Below are 21,089 nucleotides of genomic sequence, written 5' to 3' on the forward strand. Positions count from 1 at the left end.
TGAATTGTAAATTCAACCCAGCCTTTCCCCTTATGGTTATGGTTTTTAGGAAAAAAAAGAAGAAGAAAAATAAAACATACCATGACATCATTAATTCCATGGAATACTTTAAAAAGTGGTTATACGTGGATTGGTATCCGGAAACTGCAGTAGCAGAAAGGTCGTTTATTGGTTGATCATAAACGCTGCGAAGAAAAGTTAGAATGACTTTGCTTGCTCATGTGAAAATAATGCTACAGGTGCAGATAAAAACATGACAACAGAACAAGAGCCGTAGGCACCAGGAAAAGAAATACGAAGCGAATAAGAGTTCATTCATATTACTTAATTCATTATCAATCTTAATTCCCTATAAATAATACTCCCTATTCCCTATAAATAATACTCCCTGCTTGCTGAAGCGCTTGCTTCTTGCGAAGACGACAGGCCGGAGTACTCAAACAGATGACCCTCAAACGCCAAAAGACCACGAGGGCTGGAGGCGGAGCTATCTGAAAAGCTAAAAAAGGGGGCGAAATTTTTCTGAGTCTGTTACGCTAAGATTATTTTATCAAAGTATTGACAGGCACAAATCAAAAACGTATAATTGCTCATGTAATATGAAAACATAAAACTAAAGGGAAAAGATGGCAAAAAAAATCATAGGAATCGACCTAGGAACTACAAACTCAGCAGTAGCATTTAACGAAGGCGGTACCGCAAAGGTTATCCCAAACAAAGATGGTAATAACACCACACCTTCAATAGTAGCTTTTACAAAAGACGGAAAAAGACTAGTTGGAAATATTGCCAAAAGACAAGCCGTAACCAATCCTGAAAACACAATCTATTCTGCAAAAAGGTTTATCGGACACAAATACGAAGAAGTAACCAAAGAAGCTTCTACCATGCCATACAAAATAATACGAAAAAGCAACGGCGACGCGGGCATTGAAGCTGTTGGTAAAGAATACTCCCCCGAAGAAATCGGCGCAGCAATACTTGCAGATCTCAAAGCAGCTGCAGAGGAGTATCTCGGCCAAAAAGTAACCGAAGCAGTCATAACAGTACCAGCATATTTTAACGACGCACAAAGACAAGCAACAAAAGATGCGGGCAAAATAGCCGGACTAGAAGTTAAAAGAATTATTAACGAACCAACTGCCGCTGCACTCGCATACGGCATGGACAAAAAGAAAAATGGAACAATTGTCGTATTCGATTTCGGAGGCGGAACATTCGACGTATCAATCCTGGACGTACATGACGGAGTGATTGAAGTAAAGTCAACCAACGGAGATACACACCTGGGAGGTGATGATGTTGACAACAAGCTAATAACGTATGTCATTGAAGAGTTCAGAAAAGAAAGTGGCCTCGATCTCAAAAACGACAAAATGGCCCTTCAAAGATTAAAAGAAGCCGCAGAAAAAGCAAAAAAAGAGCTCTCAACATTAACAGAAACTGAAATCAACCTCCCATACATCACGGCAGACGCATCAGGACCAAAGCATTTAAATCTCAAAATCTCTCGCGCAAAATTCGAAGCATTAGCAGCTGATCTATTCGAAAGATTAATCACGCCTTGTAAAAATGCATTAAAGGACGCTGGAATAGAAAAAAATCAGATCGATGAAGTAATTTTGGTTGGTGGTTCAACCCGCATTCCAAGAGTACAAGAAATAGTAAAAAGCTTCTTTGGAAAAGAACCAAATAAATCAGTCAATCCAGACGAAGTCGTAGCCTGCGGCGCAGCCATTCAAGGCGGTGTACTGGCAGGTGAAGTAACAGACGTGCTTTTGCTAGATGTAACTCCATTGTCACTCGGAATTGAAACATACGGCGGTGTAACAACAAGACTAATTGAAAGAAATACAACAATACCAACAAAAAAATCACAAGTATTTTCAACCGCTGAAGATAACCAAACAGCTGTTGACATCAGAGTATTGCAAGGAGAACGAGAATTTGCAAAAGACAACAAAACATTAGGCCAGTTCAGACTTGAAGGCATTCCATCTGCACCACGTGGTGTCCCTCAAATTGAAGTTACATTCGATATCGATGCAAATGGAATCGTAAACGTGTCCGCAAAAGACAAGGCAACCAACAAAGAAACAAAAATCACCCTCACCTCAAGCAGCGGACTTTCCAAAGAAGAAGTTGAAAAACTGGTCCAAGAGGCAAAAGAACATGAAGCTTCAGACAAAGCAGCAAGAGAAACGGTGGAAAAAAGAAACCAACTAGATTCAGCAATACTTCAGACAGAAAAAACGGTGAGCGAAAATAAAGAAAAGCTCTCCGCACAAGAAGTACAAGATATCGAAGCTGCAATCGAAAAAGCCAAAAAAACCTTGACCGAACAGCAGGAAAACAAAGAAGAACTACAAAAAGGTTACGAAGAGCTGCTAGCAGCATCATATAAAATAGCCGAAAAGCTTTATCAACAAAAAGGACCAGATCAAAACAATAGCGACAATACAACAGCAGCGGGCCATGAAAAAGATGACAGCTCAATAGATGCTGAAATTAATCAGTAAATAATCAATCTCGAGGGAGACCATCAAACCTCCCTCGAGATCAAAACTACTTTGATTCGTCACAACCACCTTTTGAACAATGGCTACAAGTACTCATCTTATACAAAAAATGCAAGAGACCCAAAACACCACAGGCACCTATAAAATAGCTTCCATAGGTCATATATTCACCACAAGTCCCCACAAAAGTCTGATTCGAACAGACATTATACCCATGCGGAGACAATCCAACATTGATCGCCGACAAGGCCGTCACCAAATGAGCAAAACGAAATAAGAACTTCATCAACAACTCCTTTTTTAAAAAACTAAAAAAAGTATACTAATTAAAATAAAAAAATAACAAGAAAAAAGAATAACAGCAAAAAAAAGCAATCACGGGAAAATAAAATACACAAATAAAAATGAATACAAAAAAACTACGGCTTTTATTGAATATTTTTTTACAACTATAAAGGCTTGAAAAGCATGGATCTCTCAAATTGAAACAGAGGCGTTAAAAGATACAGAAATAAAAAAATCTGCTACACTGTGATAAAAATAAACAAAAAGGTTTTACAATGGCAATCAAAGCTGGATTAGTCGGCCTTCCCAATGTGGGCAAATCAACACTTTTTAATGCGCTTACCAAGTCAAGCGCGCCAGCAGAAAACTATCCCTTCTGCACCATCGATCCACACGTGGCGATCACCAATGTTCCCGATGAGCGCGCACATAAACTTAAAGCAATCTATAAATCGCAGGAGATCATTCCTGCAACGGTCACCTTTGTCGATATCGCAGGTCTTGTCAAAGGAGCAGCATCGGGCGAAGGACTGGGAAACCAGTTTCTAAGCCACATCCGTGAAGTTGATCTGATCATTCATGTATTGCGCTGCTTTGAAGATCCAAACATCGTCATTCACACCGGCGAAACAATAGATCCACTCGATGATTTAAACGTCATTCAGCATGAACTAATGCTCAAAGACCTTGAAAGCATCGAAAAACGGCTTGCAAAAATCGAACAGACAATCAAAAAAACATCACTTGCACAAGAAAAAAAACTGCTTGAGCAGGAAAAAGAGCTACTCAACACATCATTAAATCTCATCAATGCAATGGACAGCGACGGCATCAAAAAACTGTTTGCAACAAATACCATTGCAACCATACCACTTTTGTCGGCAAAACGCTCATTAATCGTTGCAAATGTGGGCGAAAATGAGCTTGACGCCGAAAGCCTTTCAAAAAATGAAGCATATCAATCGCTGATCAAAAAATTCGGGACCGAATATGTCGTGCCAATCTGTGCAAAAATCGAAGCAGAGCTCACTCAAATGACTGAAGAGGAAGCCCAAGAGATCATGGGACTGCTAGGCATGGAAAAAAGTGGCCTTGACCGCATCATTCAACAGACCTACAAAATGCTCAACCTCATCTCATTTTTCACCTGCGGACCAAAAGAGATCCACGTCTGGCCTATCAAAAAAGGCATCACCATTCGACAAGCAAGTGGAGAAATTCATTCAGACCTTGAAAAAGGGTTCATCTGCGCAGAGATTTTTAATGCTCAGGACCTCATTCAGCTTCAATCGCTGGTAAAAACAAAAGAGGAAGGCAAAATCAGAACCGAAGGACAACAGTACATCGTCCAGGACGGCGATATTGTTGAAATCAAGTTTAACGTTTAACATTTGAACATAGAAAAAGCAGCAAGCCCAGGACAAACGCCCTGTTTCTTGCTGCTTTTATGTTAGTTAGTTACTATTTAGCTATTTTTTTGTATTGGTTGCTTTGCTTCGTTACCCGCTTTATACCAGTTGTAAAGCTTGCAGGCACCACGCCATGCTGCATAACAAGCAACACCTGCAACTGCAGCTACACCTACGACTGCAGCTACACCTACGACTGCAGCTACACCTACGACTGCAACTCCACGATCAGCTTCTAATCTAATCTTTAAAGGCTCTGATTGAGTCGAAGTAGATTCGTTTTCTGGAATGCGCACATACGGCAGACCGCTATTCGTTTGAAAGTTCGATTGATTAGGTCGAAGAGCTGCCCTTAACGTATTAAGCTGCATATTTGATGTGTCATTAAGTTTCTTAAGACTTGCATCTAAGAATGCAAGATGAGTTAGAACAAAATCTTTTTCAGCTTGTTTTTTCGCTGAATGAGCTGCGAGAGCAGTTCCACTTACAGCCAAAGCTGGACCTGCAATGGCCCCAACCACAGTCGCAGCTGGATAAGCAGCCGCTACTAGTGGCAAAGTAGTACCAACAACCATAGCTTTACCAACAAGAGGACCTACTTCAGCATAATCTTGTGCTTTTTGGCCAACAAAATTAAGATCTAAATCACCATTTTGGTTAGGAATAAGCTCAACATCTTTACTACGACGAGCAAAAATACCCTTCATACCGTTTTTAGCCCAATCAGTCCAAGATATACCAGAACCTTGATTTACAACAACCGGAGACTTGATCGCTTGTGCTCGCAGGCTTCCTGCAACTTCAGCTCCGCCACGTTCTTCCAGGTCGGCAAACTGATTCCAAGGAGTTACTGCTTCTTTCATGCTCTCTTTAGCTTCATTCCAACGAGTCCAATCAGCAGGAGTGTTTTGATATTCTTTTTTTACATCATCAATAATACCATAATCTGACTTCAACGGCACACACGCCTCACCATTACCATCCATTTCAAACGGTTGTACAAAACCAGCCTGAGCATTAATATCTGCAATAACTGGAGCTTGAACAGCAACCACCGGTAATACAACTGGTTGAACAGGAGCAGTAACAACTGGCTGTGGAGCCTTTGGCAATGCACCAGCAGCCAAACGTTGTGTAGGCTTAAAATACATATTCTTTCTTACTGTAGGTTGTTGGTTTGCCACAGGTTTGACAGGAGCAGATTCAGCAGACTTTTGAGTCTTGGAAATAGGCGCTTGAGCCCCAGGTTTAACACGAAAAGTAACTGGGCGAGCGGTAATTCCACTATTTTTACCATACGAAACCGTCCCTTGTATTGAATCTCCAGTTTTTGGAACCGGCTCGCCTGCCCGCAGCAGACCACCGGCAATAAGCAATACCAGTACCTTATTATTAGTTATATTCATAGACTTAACCTCCATAGTTAATTAAACAATTGTAAATATTACAGTTATAAAACTAACAAAACAGGTTAAAATGGTCAAATTTTAATGCTTTTTTAATAATTTTTGCCAAGATTTCATATAAAAAGTTACAAATAGAAAATAATTATAACAATAAAGACCTGAAAACCTACATAAAATGGGGATCATTATGAAAACGTACCACTAAAACACCGCTCTAAACGTTAGTGAGGACGAAATCAGGCTTAAAAAACTATCTAACGAACAGAAGAAAAATAGCTATTACTGCCCACTGTATCCTCTGCTTCCAGTTCCAATGGGCTTTTTGTGTACTTTTTTGGCACAGATGACTTTACAATTGCGGCCTTAACTCGTTTTTTGAAAAGTTTTCTATAAAAATATCGACCAACAGAAAGCATTGCTACTGTCACCGATACACCACCAGCAATAAGGTAATATTTGTACACATTCCATAGCTCTGCATAATTACTTTTGACAAATAAAGTATAAAAATAGCGTAAACCATTTTTGACTTCTAAGCCCATTTCTGCCTTTTCAGTAGATCCACTTGCATCATTTTCAGCTTGATCTTGCACAGCAGGTCCAGCGGACTGCTCTTCTAACTCAAACTCCAAAGCAACATCACTACCACTACCATCACCAACCGGTTCTACTTGAGTGTCCATGTTATCAGCTTTATCCTCAGGCTTCGGCGTTTCGACTTCAACAGGTACTATCTTTGGACTGTTTACATCATCTGAATGATCCGGAACCCTTTCTACAGAAAGATCCGCATATATCTTCCAATCAACCTCAATAACACCTTCTTCACTTCGATACTCCCAAGGCTTCAACTCTTGCTGTCTTATTTCTTCTTGCTGTCTTGCTTCTTCTTGCTGTCTTATTTCTTCTTGCTGTCTTGCTTCTTCTTGCTGTCTTATTTCTTCTTCCGGAACCCTTTCTACAGAAAGATCCGCATATATCTTCCAATCAACCTCAATAACACCTTCTTCACTTCGATACTCCCAAGGCTTCAACTCTTGCTGTCTTATTTCTTCTTGCTGTCTTGCTTCTTCTTGCTGTCGTATTTCTTCTTGCTGTCTTATTTCTTCTTGCTGTCTTATTTCTTCTTGCTGTCTTGCTTCTTCTTGCTGTCTTATTTCTTCTTGCTGTCTTATTTCTTCTTGCTGTCTTGCTTCTTCTTGCTGTCTTATTTCTTCTTGCTGTCTTATTTCTTCTTGCTGTCTTATTTCTTCTTGCTGTCTTGCTTCTTCTGCTGCTTCATGATTCCGATTGAATGTTTCAAGACTTTCCTTTTTCGGCACAGGTAAAGACGCAATAGCTCCGGTTAACTTTGCTTGCTGGTCCAAAAGTGACCTTGTGTCAGCAGATAACGCAACATCTTGAACAACATAATCTTCTTTTTTTAAAGCCTTTTGAGGCACAGGCGTTGCACCATCTGCCCCCCCTGCCGTATCAGCAGACAATAATGAAGCAAAAAAACCTTTCCCCTGCTGAACCAGTTGGTCTTTTAAATCAAGACCTTGCTGCTTTATTTCAGCAAGCTGCTTATTAACCTGCTCCTGCTTTTCATTCTTCCACGCAAATCCATTATTTTTGAATCGATTCATTTTGTTATACCAAGATTCCTCAGACGATCCATCATTAGAAAAAATAAGACCATTAACTGCTAGCAAGAAAAAAAATAAAACCCGCTGACTTGCAAAATGCATAGAACACCCTGTATACAATAGATTTTTGTAAAAAATTACATTCAAATAATAAGTTACTATTGATCTTTAGTCAAAAAAAATAAATATTGAAGCTTTAAAACATCATAATCTGAAAATATATTATTTATTAAAACTTATTGACATTTTATATAAAATATGTATATTCAAATTGAAGCAAAAAACAGGTCGTTCTATTAAGTGCGATAAAATAGTACAATTTAAAGGAAATATCCATATGAAGCAAAAGAAAATAATACGGGTTATACTCTTTTTAATCACCTATACGTATCAATTTTTTGCAATTGAACATCCTAACATAACGTTTCAAAAAAAATTCGAAGCAAAGTGGAAACAACTCACCGATGAGGTTGAAATATCGCCAGTCAAAGCTGCTAATCGCTTGAAAAATGCTTTAAAATCAGACACAAACACGAATAAGAGCGATCAGAAGCCTTTTTTGCTTGGACTCTCCTCATCGGCTTATCAGTTTGAAGGGGGAATTGGAGAAGAATCCTCATTTCATAGATTTGCTTCAAACAAAGGCCTCGCATTACCTGGCAATGCTTGTAATTTTTGGACTGATTATCCGTACATGATTAAACAGATGAAAGAGGAATGCAAGATCAATAGTTATCGAATGTCAATCTCATGGGAACGAATCCAAAAAACAGCTGATTCATGGGACCATGAGGCTATTGAACATTATAAAAAAATTATTCAAGAACTGAAAGCACACCAGATCGAACCTCTTGTTGTGTTTCATCATTATACGATTCCAACCTGGTTTGAAGATCTTGGTGGGTTTGAAAAAGAGGAAAACATACACTATTTTGTTGACTTTGCAGTAACGATGTATGAAGCATTGGCGGAAGATGTGACCTACTGGTCAACATTTAATGCAATTGAAGGCTATGCATTCAAAGGCTATTTCACGTTAGATGGCGCTCCTGGAAAAGAAAAAAGTATGCAAAAGACAGCAGAAGTCATGTTAAACATGCTCAAGGCACATATGCAGATTTATAAACGCATCAAAGGTGACAAGGGAGCATGGCAAACATTACAAAAACAGGAACCTGACACGGTTTTTCCAGAACCACTGATTGGTATTCAAAAAAATGTTATATTTTTAGATATCGCCTACGATACTTTGTTACAACGTTTGAAAGCCCCACTTACTGGACTTTTGTGTCGCATGGGTGACAAGTTGCAAAATGATGGATTTTATGGATTCTTTACCAAAGGTATCTTTTCTATTTATGTACCTTTTTACGTTTCAGTTTCATATCAAGACAAAGATGCTCCTTCTGCAATCGACTGGATCGGCGTCAACACCTACGCAAACCAAAAACGTGAAATGATGCAGGTCATCAAAGATAAAGAGCTTTTAATGACGACGCAAAATGAAAACTATCGGTTTTATCCACAAGGCCTGTATCGGGCTGTCAAAGAGGTGGAGGAACGATTAAATGAAAAAAGAAGCAGATGTATAAAACCACTCAAAAAATTGCCACTATGGATCACCGAAAATGGTATCGCGGCACATACTGACGAACAACGCACGAGCTTTTTTCAGCAAACACTGTTTGGAGTTACAAAACTGGTCGAAGAAGGCTACAATATTATCGGCTATACACCGTGGGCAAGTTACGACAACTATGAATGGGGTGCGCCGCTTGGCGATAAGCCATACGGCATGTTTAGTTATAACTTTGAAACCAAAGAAACAAAACTAAAAGAAGGTTCACGGTATTTTGCCGAATTTACAAAAGAGTTCAACAAAATAGACTCTAAACCACAAGCAGGGCTGTTGCAAAGTATCATGAATTTCATTCCATCATGGGAAAAGCCGTCCGAAGAACTATTAAAGCTTCCAGAAGAATAAATCTGAACCAGATGCAAAAGCGGAGCAAAAAAATTTGGTTTCGCTTTTGCTTTAAAAATACTTTTTCATATTCTATCCTCTACTATTGACAAAAATGCATTTATTTGGCACCTTGTTCCACAAATTCAGGTGTTCGCCAAATGTTAAAAATTTTTTATTGCAATAGATCGTAAGGATTAAAATGAAAAAGTGGTTATGTTTCTCACTGGTTCTTTTTGTAAATCAACTGTTTGGTATGGAGAAATGGAAGATAAACTAAAAAACAACCGAGTTTTTGACTGATACAGCGAGTAACGTTACTACAAAGTCAATTTATGGTGACAGCAGGAGCGTAAAATTTTCAAACGCTATTCTTGACAAAATGAATAAGGTAACAAATAAGTGTTCCATTCCAGGAATTATTCATGAATATCGCAAAGGATCTGGGGTGACGGGGAGTATTTTGGGCTATTTTTATGGAGAAACAGCGAAAGGTGAAGTGCGACTTTTTGCAAATAAATATACAAATACTTTTTATTATTTAAGACAAGAAAAATTAATTGAAAACTCTGAGTTTGAAGCTGCCGTTGTTTTGGAACCACAAGCAATTGAAAGTCAAGTGGACCAGAACGGGCAATTGAAAGCAAGCAATAATTTTGAGTGCGTTTTAAAAAACGATCAAAATGAGACAGCAGAAGCTTTTATTTGTTATAACAAAGTACAAGAAGAGGATGGTGAGGTTACTTTAGAATTTTACTTTTGCCAATATACAAATATGAATAAAATTATTACACTAGATCAAGAAGTTGCCTGCATAAACCAAGAATTTGATATTGAAGATCAATGGTCGACTTGGTCAGGAATCTGGCAAACGGTCAAACCTGATGTTATAAAAAGTGGAGTTGGTATGATGACCTTGTTGGTAATGATTTTTTTCTATTTACATCCTGACGCATTTGATGAATTGATCAAGTGGAATCAGCGCATAGAATTTGTCAGTCGGTCCTTGCCAAACAATGATTGAAAAATTATAAAGTTAAATGATAAATCAGAATGAGATGCGAGAGTGGAGCAAAAAATCTGTCCTCGCTCAAGCTTTGAAAATCCTTTTTCACAGCTTGAAAATAAGCTAGTTTAATATCGAAATGCAATCGCAACTGTGAAAATAGATTGCTTTTCGATGTACTTTTAGATCTCTTTTCACAAATAGTTTTAACTTGCAAAACCATTCTTTTTTTAATACAATTTTATATGTTTTTTATTAAAAATTAGTTCAATAAATAGAAAGTATAAAAATGAAAAAATTTTTCACTGGATTGCTCCTTTTTTGTTCAGGATTGACACTTATCTGTAGCAATCCTAACAACAATCGCTTAGAACTTGAACAAAAGCTTTTTGCGCTACAGGCTGAGTACGAAATAGCACTTAATATTCTCCTGGAAGTAGCGACAGAATTCAACTCATTCTCCAATCGACATCAGTTAAAAACAGTTGATATAGATATCGACAATATACATCAGGATCTACAAGATATGAAAGATCAAGCCTCAGTTATAAACAAGTATTGTGATACAAGGATCAAAAAATCCATCAAGCTCGTAAAAGAAAATCTTAAAGAAACAAAGGATATATTACAAAAAGACAGTCTAATCAATGAAAGCTTGGAATTGTATTCTGAATTATTAAACAAATTAAGTGGAAACAATTTCAAAAAAATTTCTGAAACTACCTCTTTAAAAGACTTTCAAGAATTGATAGAAAATAGAACAAAGGCAAGTACAGAAATTAAAATTTTAAAAAACACATTAATAAAAAAGCTAAACCAGAATACAGATCAAAGTAAAAAAACTATCAACTTTGAGGCCATTTTAGACTTTTTAAATAGATTTGATCCAAAAGAACGATTGATTCAATCTGAAGAAACAATGAACCGTTTCAAGATTGAACATACTGATGATAATAATCCAGAACTTTTAACCAAAATATTAACCATTGCCAAGCAGCTAGGAGTCAATACAAAACAGGTACAGTTTAAAATCACCAATTCTATCGGTTCACCCGCGTCAAATAGCAGTGAGCCAATTGAACATGATAAAAAACTGTATTGTTTGAATACAATATTTATAAACCCAAATGAAGTAAAAAATTTAACAGATAACGAGATTGCAGGCATGTTATTACATGAAACAACTCATCTCCATGAACCTGCCATAGTTGGATGCATCATTTCAGATATCATTGATATTCAACAGATACGTAACAGTGAAATAAATGCCGACCTTGCATTCATGTGGAATAATGAAGCATTATCACTTCAACAAAAAATTGAAATAGCAGAAAGCATGTATGATTTTTTTAAAGAAAATAAGCTTGGTGCAAGCCTGTTAGAAGTTAAAGCAAGTTTGACGTATCCATCATCTTCAAACCGTGCAAAAAATTTTAAACAGGGCATCAGGATGCTTTTAAAAGAACCTGGAGCATTTTATGCTACGCCAAAAACATGGATCTCAATGACGCTGTTTGATTTGTTGCCAATTGAAAAAAACTATTTGTCAAAAGCAGTCAAAACTCCAGCAGGTGTAGCGTTGATTATCACCACAACAGGTGCACTGCTTGGCATAATCTACAAAACATGCAAAAAATTTTACAAAAAACGCCAAAAAAATTCTGAAAAAACACATGTTTAACTTCTTAGCTGTGACTTTTAAACTATAGCTTTTCTGATATATTTACAGATATTGTTTTTCAAAAATTGTAATGCTTGATGTTCAAAATTGTTCTGCTTTTTCTGCTGTACTATTTTAATAATGCTTTTACGATGATAAAAGCACCAGAATGCAGCAATAAAATAGTACAAAATCATGTGTTAAGTTTGCAAAATTTATGCTGGAATGTAGTTAAAAAAAATGAAAACAGTAGAACAAAAGAGATAATTTCAGGATATTTGCCAAAGTTGAAACAGCTGATAGAGGATCGCAGGAAAAGGTATTGGCAAAATGATCCTTTTAAAGATACTTTTTGCAATGAAAACGAATCTTTAATTTATGGATTAATAAGGTGTGTCCTCAATTTGAAATGAGGTAATGACGTTGCATTTTCACTACAAAATGATAAGTTTTTTGTATCAGAAATCAGCAACGAGGATAAGCAATGGTACGTCGAGTTATTACAGACAGTATTTGGTCACAACTAGAAGAGATACTATGTAAACATGGATGCCACCTGTGGGGCAATGAGCGGAATATAATGGAAGCAATCCTTTGGAAATTGCGGACTGGAGGACCATGGAGGGATATTCCATCCGAATTTTGTCCGTGGCAAACAGCATTTAATCGATTTAATCGTTGGTCAAAAAAAGGGCTATGGGAAGGTTTTTTTTATGCTACGAAAAGAAGTTGATAAAGAATGGGTATTCGCCGACGGAAGTTATGTTAGAGCTCACCAACATGCGACTGGAGCTCAGCGTGGTCAAGAGCGAGCAATTGGAAGATCCGCTGGTGGACTTACTACAAAGATTCATATGTGCACCGATGCGCATGGAAATCCGCTCAATTTTAAAATCACTGGGGGTCAAGTGCACGATTCAAAGGTTGCAAACGAATTAATCGACCTGGCCGAAGGAGCGGAATATTTTATCGCTGACAAAGGCTATGATGCTGATAGTATTCGTATCTATGGACGGACAAAAGGAATGCAAGTAATTATACCAAAAGAAAAAACAGCACTAGACCAGATCCAGAATTTGATGCTCATTTGTATAAAAATCGACACTTAGTTGAAAATCTTTTGCACGACTCAAGCATTTTCGTGGCATTGCTATGCGTTTTGAAAAACTTGCTAGAAACTTCCAATCTATGCTCTACATCGCATCTATGCACATATGGTTGAAGCTTTTATGCCCTACTAATTAAATTGAGGACACACCTTAGAATTTATAGATGATTCTGTAACTGCTGGTAGTACTGTAATACCAAATGGTAATTCTATGGACGATGTAATTGAAGCATGTATTAATTATGATCCAGCCAAATATTATATCCCTCAAAGACGTGATTTTTACATAATTAAAGATGAAATCGAAAAAGACTGTGGTATGAGTTTTGGATCATGGTCAGAAAATACTGAAGGAAATAGAAAAATTCATACTGCTGATCTTTACAGAAAGATGGCCTGGGAACTTTTTCTTATTTTTCATTACAAAAAAAAAGCAAAAGAAACGAAAGAATCGAAGAAATTCGAGAAAAAGGTTAATAGACGGCTAAGAAGACTTTTAAAGATCTTTTCTAGTGACCAAAGAGACAGTACCAATGAAATGCTAGCTTTTTTATCAGATCAAGCGAATTGTTCAAATTTAAAAGCGCGAATAATTAATGCGCTCAACTACTTTGGATTGATGATGAGAAGGCAGGAAAAAGAACATAAGATCTATGAAAATAAAGATCCGTATGCGGTTGAAGCTAAAATAGATTCCATGTTAGAGTTTCTCAGTTTAAAGGTCCTTGATGAACTCAAGGATGAACCTCGAACAGTAAGGATTTTTCAAACAAATTTTGGGACAGGGGATAAAGGGGATTCATCAAGGACCTTTGCAAGTTTAAGAGGTCTAACTCCAACAAGCATGTTAGAAAAGGAATTTAGCACTGTTAACCAATTTTATTTTTTACATTTAAATAGATTCATAGCTGAAAACTTACAATGTCGAGGTCATAATATATTAGGCTATGCAGAAGAGCTTGGCGATCGAAATAACTATATTACTTATTGCAACCTAATTAAAGACAGTAACCACCGTGACCACTGGCTTATAATCTTTGTATCCAAACTGGTAATTAAGTATGCCTATGGTCTGATTTCAAAACTCGACCCTGAAGCGCTTAATGTTAAAAAGGAAAAGATTAACGCCACTATTGAATATATGAAAACGATACCACAGTTGTTGGATTCTTTGGAGCTAGAAAGATTAAAACAGAAAATAGATGAGCTTATCGATGCACTATCAGCTATGAAGATTAATTGTCCAGATTTTTTAGGACATAACCGATCGCTTGAAACGATATGTACCACGCTAGGTTTCAGAGGAAGGCAGCGGTTACTATTCTCTGATAACCCTTCATTCTATGAAAAGCAACATGACCAGTTCAGTGAAGAACAACCTAAATTTGTAAAAAAAAACACTAAATATACGTTTACAAAGACGGCAATGTGTTATGATAAGGAGTTAGATAAAGGAGTGAAAATAATAGAACTAACAAAAAAACTAGTCATTTTAAATCAACAGTTAATCGAACTGTTTCCAATTTGGAAAGACGATGAACAGAGCAGCTCAATAGATTTAGACTGTTTTATTGCAAAGGTATTTTTGAGGTTTCACGTCGCTCAGTTTGCGATGAAGCTTTTTGATGAGTCCTATCAAAAAAAAGATTTGTCACAATGCTTAGATAGCAATGATACACTTGATATAAAAGATAAGTCTATTATTCCAACTACCTATGAAGCTGTATCTGAAAAAATACAGCAAATGGTGATCGACGAACAACAGATTCAATTGATAACAGATTTTTTTAAAACCACAGTCACTTTTTACGAGTGGTTGCTTGCTGATCTGAAAAAAGATACTCAAGAAGAACTGGCAAAGCCCATAAAGTTCTATAATGGTTGGATTAAGATGTTACCACTTTATCAAGATCTTGAATTAAGCGAAGAAACTAAAATTGACTTTAAAGCAACATTTGCAAATAAGTTAAAAGCACTATTTACTTTCTGTGTTCCTGAATGGAAGTATAAAACTGAAAATAACGATATACAAGGCATGAATACGGCAGAACGAAAAGAAAAATGTAAGCAGCACGTTCTTAAGTTAGAAAAAGAAATAAAAAACTATGTTGAAGAAAAGATTAAATATAAGAGCAAGCATTGTTTTGATGAAAAAGATGAACCACAAGCATTGCACACTCCAGTTACAAAAGAACGTTGGCAGGAATATCAGAAGTTAAAAGAAAAAGCTCATTCAGAAAAAGTAGATCCTAAAGAAATGTTGGAGTCTTCAAGGCCTGTTGATCAAATCAAAATACCAGAAACAAAAATACCAGAAACAAAAATACCAGAGCCTCAAGTTACTAATGACACTGAACCAAAAAATGAAATAAAGATTGAATCGACAAGCTATTTTAAAATGCATTCGTTGGAGCAAATAGTAAAAAACATATTCAGTTTTTGGAATGCTGTATACAACTATTGTATCCAGATGAGCAGAAACGTAATTTTTACCTCACAAATAACTGAAAAACAAAGTTGAGCTTTTGTAGTTTCAACCGACCTGCAACTTTTTAAAATCCTTGGTTATCTGATATGCACGATATTCATACATATCAGAAGCGGCGCTATCAAAATACTGAACCAAAACCTTATCCGTGTAATCTTTTGCTTCCAAAATTTCAACTTGACCCGTCTCAAAATTAACTTTCAAAAGAATATTACCCTGCTGCGCGACCCCGCTACCTTTCGAACTTATAAATAGTTTTTTAAATGTACACAAACCATATCCATCAGCCTTCATCCGCATCAGACAACCAAGGTGCGCTTTGCACAATTCGTGATCATTCAAAGAAGTACCAGCATAAGAACGTCTACCAATAAAATTCCCTGAACAAAGCTCAATAGCTTGTTCTTTCTCATTGTTTCTTTGAAATAGCTTAACTGTTCGTTGTTTGCGATCTTGTTGCACAGAATCAACCTTCTGATAGAAAACAACTGCTTGAGTCTCTTTGCATAAAAATCCAACTAACGGTACATTCTCCTGGTCGCTGAGCAGGCCGTTCATTGAAGAGTGCAAAGTACCAGGATTATTTGCAAGATTAAACAGATCCTCTTTTAATTTCACCTCTTTAAGATAACATTGCACATCCAAAGAAAACACAGGGTCAATAAGACTCATCTTCTTTTTTTTCATTATCTTTGCATACAAAATCAGATAACCATTATTTTCATTTTTTTGAACATCCAAAAGAAACATATTTTTGAGATTTTTGATCGAAGAAAAGGTACGAACATGTTTTTGTAAAAATGACTTTACACCACTGTTTTCTTTTTCCAAAGGTGTAATTAACATGTTGCCAAAGGTAGATGCGGTCAACGCATAATGCACATTGCCAAGTTCAAGGACTTCCAAAATGTAAACGGGCGAGTTTGTGACTTTTAAAAACATAGCCAAGCTCTGCAAAACGCAAGCCTGATCCAGAAGGCAGTGGTGAAAACATCTCCTTTTTCTTAACCGCGGCAGCAGCTTTTATTTTTTCAATCGATGCAAGCTGCAAGGTTGCTGAGGTACTATCTGCATCATCAGGATCAAAAAGTGAAACATCTTTGACAATCATGGGAAGCACAAGGTTGCCATGCAATGTAAAAGGCTTTGCAATGATAGGATACAAGGTTGAACGAGAAAATGAGAAAAACGAATTTGCAATAGTATCATCTAACGGTACGTTCAAATCATTCACTGAATACAAGCGTGAATAATAGTGTGCTGAACCCACCCTGCCGCCACTAAAGTAATCTCGATATGAGAAAAGATACGAATGTTCCGCAAGTTTTATCAGATAACTTCCATCATACATATCTGCATTCATTCGAACAGCTTCGGCAGTCCATACCGACAACAGAAACACCAACATCACTATTACCATTGTAAAATCATTTTTTTAAAAATAAGTCTTTCTATTTTCCCTTCAAACTGGTCAATGCTCGTTGAATAATAATTTCTTGCGAATCTGCACTCGCTTTACAAAATTCGGCAGCCTTTTTCTGATCAGTAATGTACGCATAATAATCGGATAACTGCACCGTTAACTGATTGTTTTTAAGACTCAAACCCTTTAATTTTGTTAACGCACACAATTTACCAAAAATTTTATCAAACAAAGCAAACGGCTCTTTCAAAAATGAAACGGTTGGTTGAAAAGCTTTCACTTCTATTTCAGAAACTGTTTTCATGTATGTAATAATCTTTTTAACCAGATCGATATTGTATCCAACCAGAATATCAACCAGTCCAACCGACACGCCTTTGACAAGCGTTCCATTCACAAGCTTTTCCAGTTCAACCGTCAAAGCAGTAAAATCTGCCTCTTTAACACCAGAAAGATCGCTTAGCAGTTCGACTTGAAGAACCGTTTTTTCTATGACCGAAGCACATTTTTTGATAACTACAAGTACTGCTGCCAACTCTTTGTTTTTTGCACCATCTTTCATGATCTTTTTGTCTTTTTGATAAGCCGTTTCAAAAACAGTGTACACTTTGTCGATCTCAGGTTTTAAAGATACTAAATATTCCACAGATTTTTTGACTAAAGAAACAAGCATGGTACCAAAAGATCGTAATCCCTCGTCGTATGTTTTTTTCAACAATGCCTCTTGATTTGCGTCAACCTTTTGTAATGCGCTGTCAACCTCATAATCGGTCCACAACTTATGCATTTCAGTAACTGCAGTTTTAAGATCTGGAATCACCCCTTTTTCAATATCCATTTTAAGAAGTACTGCTTGCATCTCATCAACCCTTTTTTGTATGACCGTCTGTGTTTTTAAAGGCAAGGACTGTTTTTCAACGGTAGTGCTTTTTGGTACGTCAGAAGATTTGCCGGATGAATTGTTCGTAGTTGAACTAGGTTTTTTATCGTTAGTTGAATTTTTTTGCAGACCAACCTGTTCTGCATGCAGTGGATCAAGCATATGTTCAACCGCATCCAAAAGTGTATCGTCCAGAAATGGATATGAAAAACCGAATCTTTTTGCACAATCTATAAATAGATTGTCACATTCAAAAAGCTGTATTATATAATCCAACAGCGGATGCATCATGCCCTGAAATGTTTTGATGCTTTCAACCGATGATTTTTCAAAAAGTACACCCACCTCTTTGAAAAACTGATCCCACAAAGCAGTAAGTTGATGCATGAGCCCCAAAGGTACATTTTTACCCTGCTGTTTTTGATCATTGAAGAGCTTGTTTATAGCTGATAAAAGCAGATCTTTTTCTTTGGTATGCACAGTAAAATAGGTAGGATCTAACTGCAGCAGATCAGAAACACCATCACGTAAAAGTTGCGCGAGTTGGCCAAGCTGTGCAAAAGCAGTTTTAAATGAGGCTGATTGCGCAAGTTGAAGTTCTGCTTTTTTACCATTTTTCAAAGCAGCATAGAGACTAACAACGTATGATAACTGTTGGTACAATAGCCCCTTTTCTTTTGCAACAAACTCAATGGTTGCAACTGCTACGGTAACCTTTGCACTATGCAATAGATCAGTAATCGTTAAAAAAAGATTTTTGTAATACGTTCGATCGTCTTTGGTAAAATCCTTTTTCGCCTCTTTATAGAGCTGATCAACCTCCAAAAGATGTTTTTCTTGCTCATCAAAATCCGGCACTGAATTTGGCAATACAATAGTTGCAGTTTTAACAGTAATATCTTTTTTGATCGACTCCAAAGTTTCCAAAAGGCCTTCAATAAAATCATCTGATACCAATGGATAGAGTTTTTTACTATCTTTTTGATCAGAGTTATTTGTTGCTTTTTGCTGTTGCGGGCCTGCTTTTAACGAAAATAAGGAAGCATTCTTTGGATCAATAAGTTTTCGTGCTTCAGTCAGTTTTTCACTATCTGAATACGGATTATCAAAAGAAACATAGGTATAAACTTTACTTACAATGAGTTCATTTTCACACTCATACAAAAGTTCAAGTAGCTGAACAAGCGGACTCAACTGTTGCTGAAAAGATTTTACAAGAACTTCGTCCAGTTCTGACATGATACGTTTACTTTCGTCTAAAAAATCGTAAATCAACAGAATCATACCGGTGATAAGACCCTTGCAGCTCCCATCAGCCCGTTTGTTACTATTAAAAAGATTATTCAACTGCAACGAATAGCTACCAACGGTTTTATTATCAACCAGTCCACGCTTAAACATATTCTTCAACAAACCATTCTGGCTTTTCAATAGCACAGCCTCAGAAAAAAGGTTCTGTAAAACGGTGAGTAGCTTCACATATGTCTGAAATAAGCTATTATTGTTCAATCGAAATTCACTCATTTTTTTACTTTTTTTAAGATACGGCTTTAACAATCCGTCTAACCAGACAGTGACACCCTTAAAACCTGCATCCGTCTGCAAAAACAGAAGAACCTTATTCATATAAGAAAATGTAGAAAGATCACAATTTTCAAGCGTAGCCGTAAGAACTTTTTGATATGCACTTTTATCTTTTTCAGACACAGTCGTTTGACTGACAATAGTATCAAATGCTTTCTGATTCTTTTCAATTTCATCAAACAATGGACTCAAAGTTAAGAAAACATCCTTTTCTGGGTTAAATGCCTCCACAATTTTTCCAAATCTTGTATCTATCGCCCGTAATTCAAGAATAAGATCGTCAGTACGTATGTTTTTTTTACCTAATAGATCTAAAGGTTTATCTGGTGACAAAAGCTCTGCCGGTTGTTCTAAAGGAGTTTTTACCAACAACTGATTAACTGCATTAAATAGTCTAATAATTTCAGAAACACCCTCTGAAAGATTCAAGGGATTACCAATTGCAATAGAAGATTCTGACGCATGCAATAACAATAACTGCTCTGTTTCACTCAAAACAGCAAAATATGAACCCAATTGACTCAGGCCACTTATAAACACCTTGATAACTTTTTTATCCTGCAAATTGGAACAATACTGCTCTAGCTTTTTTAAAACAACTATCCACGAAGAAATGATCGTATTAAAAACTCCAACAGAAATACCATTTTTCAAAGAAGAATCAACAAGCATATTCAGATACATTTTTATATCTGACTGTTTTTCCTTCGTAATCGAAGGTATTACTGCAAGCAAAAGGTCTTCTGTCTGCCAAACACCAGTCATAATAAGCGCATTCAGATGTACAAGCTGATCCGTCATCTGCCCAAGACTTGCTACTGTTGTATCATCAAAAAAAGTCTCTGTTATCTTCCCCTGAACAAGCTTACTTAAGATCTTATTAACACCATCAGCATGCAATGCAAAACCATTTTTTTCCTGTACCAGAAAATGTAATACAGTACTTGCAACCACAGCAACCGCTTCATGCAAAGCACCTTGAGCTTTTTCGTACGCACTAGTGAATCTCTGTTCATCATCTTTAGAAACAGTATTAAGTGGTACTAAAGAAAGCCAAAAATCGTGCGTGCCTACCAAATCTAAATAATAAAAAGCAAGCTCCGGAAGAACACCTTTTTCAAGATTCATCTGTTTTACATCGGCATCAATTTCAGATGGCATTTTTTTCAACTGCTCAATAAGCGTTGATAACTGTTGTAAAGACTGACTTGAAACTTGCTTAGCCTCTGTGGCTTTTTCCGACTTGTTATCTTTAGCATCTGCAGATTGGAACAATGAATATTTTAAATCAATAAGCGGCTCCATCTTCTGCTTTATATCAGAAAAAACAGTTGTAAGTTTATTCAAAGACTGCTCAACTTTTTCTTTCCATGCCACATAATTTTTGAAATTCATCTTACTCGTATCTTGAGCCAAAAGTGCTACCAACTCTTTTTTAACTTCAACGGTATTTTGATAAGCCTTTTCGGTAAGACCAAAAAGATTTTGAAACAAAAACAGGAGATAAACTAATTTTTTCATATAAAAAACCTTTTTTAACAGTATCCTATCAACCATACCCAAAAACTCTGCTAATACTCAACACAAAGAATAAATTCGATAATCGACTACCCATAATCATGCGCTTGAGAGAATAAAGACACCTTCAATGCTAAGCTAAAAATATAAATAATATCAATTTAGAATTAAAATATTCCTAAGATTCAATATTGGAAAGTTTTAGCTTATTT

General features: G+C 36.6%; 12 protein-coding genes and 1 pseudogene. 7 read left to right on the top strand and 6 right to left on the bottom strand.

The features are described from left to right. Positions 1–626 precede the first annotated feature (626 nt). Positions 627–2,519, top strand: a complete 1,893-nt coding sequence (dnaK, locus tag IPG37_02280; protein ID QQR54228.1) for a molecular chaperone DnaK — start codon at positions 627–629, stop codon at positions 2,517–2,519. A gap of 46 nt (positions 2,520–2,565) precedes the next feature. Here dnaK and IPG37_02285 read toward each other — a convergent pair whose 3' ends face one another. Next, positions 2,566–2,805 (bottom strand): hypothetical protein, encoded by a 240-nt coding sequence (locus IPG37_02285; GenBank protein QQR54229.1) that lies wholly within the window; start codon positions 2,803–2,805, stop codon positions 2,566–2,568. 274 nt (positions 2,806–3,079) lie between these two features. Here IPG37_02285 and ychF point away from each other — a divergent pair, with 274 nt between their 5' ends. Then, positions 3,080–4,192, top strand: coding sequence for a redox-regulated ATPase YchF (gene ychF / locus IPG37_02290; protein QQR54230.1), 1,113 nt, complete (start codon positions 3,080–3,082; stop codon positions 4,190–4,192). A 77-nt stretch (positions 4,193–4,269) separates the two neighbouring features. Here the strand turns inward: ychF and IPG37_02295 are convergent, their stop codons facing one another. Together IPG37_02295 and IPG37_02300 are read right to left on the bottom strand one after the other, a co-directional pair. Next, a complete protein-coding gene (locus IPG37_02295) occupies positions 4,270–5,619 on the bottom strand; it encodes a hypothetical protein (protein ID QQR54231.1) in 1,350 nt (449 codons plus the stop codon). A 254-nt stretch (positions 5,620–5,873) separates the two neighbouring features. Then, positions 5,874–7,349, bottom strand: a complete 1,476-nt coding sequence (locus tag IPG37_02300; protein QQR54232.1) for a hypothetical protein — start codon at positions 7,347–7,349, stop codon at positions 5,874–5,876. A 235-nt stretch (positions 7,350–7,584) separates the two neighbouring features. Here IPG37_02300 and IPG37_02305 point away from each other — a divergent pair, with 235 nt between their 5' ends. The 5 genes and pseudogenes from IPG37_02305 to IPG37_02325 all read left to right on the top strand — a co-directional run bounded on the left by IPG37_02305 (position 7,585) and on the right by IPG37_02325 (position 15,505). Continuing rightward, positions 7,585–9,231 carry a glycoside hydrolase family 1 protein gene (locus tag IPG37_02305; GenBank protein QQR54233.1) on the top strand — a complete coding sequence of 549 codons (1,647 nt, stop codon included), beginning with the start codon at positions 7,585–7,587 and terminating at the stop codon, positions 9,229–9,231. Positions 9,232–9,592: 361 nt separating this feature from the next. After that, positions 9,593–10,234, top strand: a complete 642-nt coding sequence (locus IPG37_02310) for a hypothetical protein (GenBank protein QQR54234.1) — start codon at positions 9,593–9,595, stop codon at positions 10,232–10,234. A gap of 271 nt (positions 10,235–10,505) precedes the next feature. Continuing rightward, positions 10,506–11,897, top strand: coding sequence for a hypothetical protein (locus tag IPG37_02315; GenBank protein QQR54235.1), 1,392 nt, complete (start codon positions 10,506–10,508; stop codon positions 11,895–11,897). Between the two features lie 463 nt (positions 11,898–12,360). Then, positions 12,361–13,121 (top strand): annotated as a pseudogene (locus tag IPG37_02320) (IS5 family transposase). Positions 13,122–13,195: 74 nt separating this feature from the next. Then, a complete protein-coding gene (locus tag IPG37_02325) occupies positions 13,196–15,505 on the top strand; it encodes a hypothetical protein (GenBank protein ID QQR54236.1) in 2,310 nt (769 codons plus the stop codon). A 12-nt stretch (positions 15,506–15,517) separates the two neighbouring features. On the opposite strand, the gene IPG37_02330 is transcribed toward IPG37_02325, so the two are convergent. From IPG37_02330 to IPG37_02340, 3 genes are read right to left on the bottom strand one after another with little or no spacing between them, the layout of a single operon-like run. After that, a complete protein-coding gene (locus IPG37_02330) occupies positions 15,518–16,414 on the bottom strand; it encodes a hypothetical protein (protein QQR54237.1) in 897 nt (298 codons plus the stop codon). Continuing rightward, complete coding sequence (locus IPG37_02335) at positions 16,365–16,892, bottom strand: hypothetical protein (GenBank protein QQR54238.1); 528 nt, start codon at positions 16,890–16,892, stop codon at positions 16,365–16,367. Before IPG37_02335 ends, IPG37_02330 begins: the two co-directional genes overlap by 50 nt. Before the next feature lie 31 nt (positions 16,893–16,923). After that, positions 16,924–20,880 carry a hypothetical protein gene (locus IPG37_02340; GenBank protein QQR54239.1) on the bottom strand — a complete coding sequence of 1,319 codons (3,957 nt, stop codon included), beginning with the start codon at positions 20,878–20,880 and terminating at the stop codon, positions 16,924–16,926. Positions 20,881–21,089: the final 209 nt, after the last annotated feature.

Source organism: bacterium, from assembly GCA_016699125.1.
Classification (GTDB): Bacteria; Babelota; Babeliae; order Babelales; family Vermiphilaceae; genus AWTP1-30.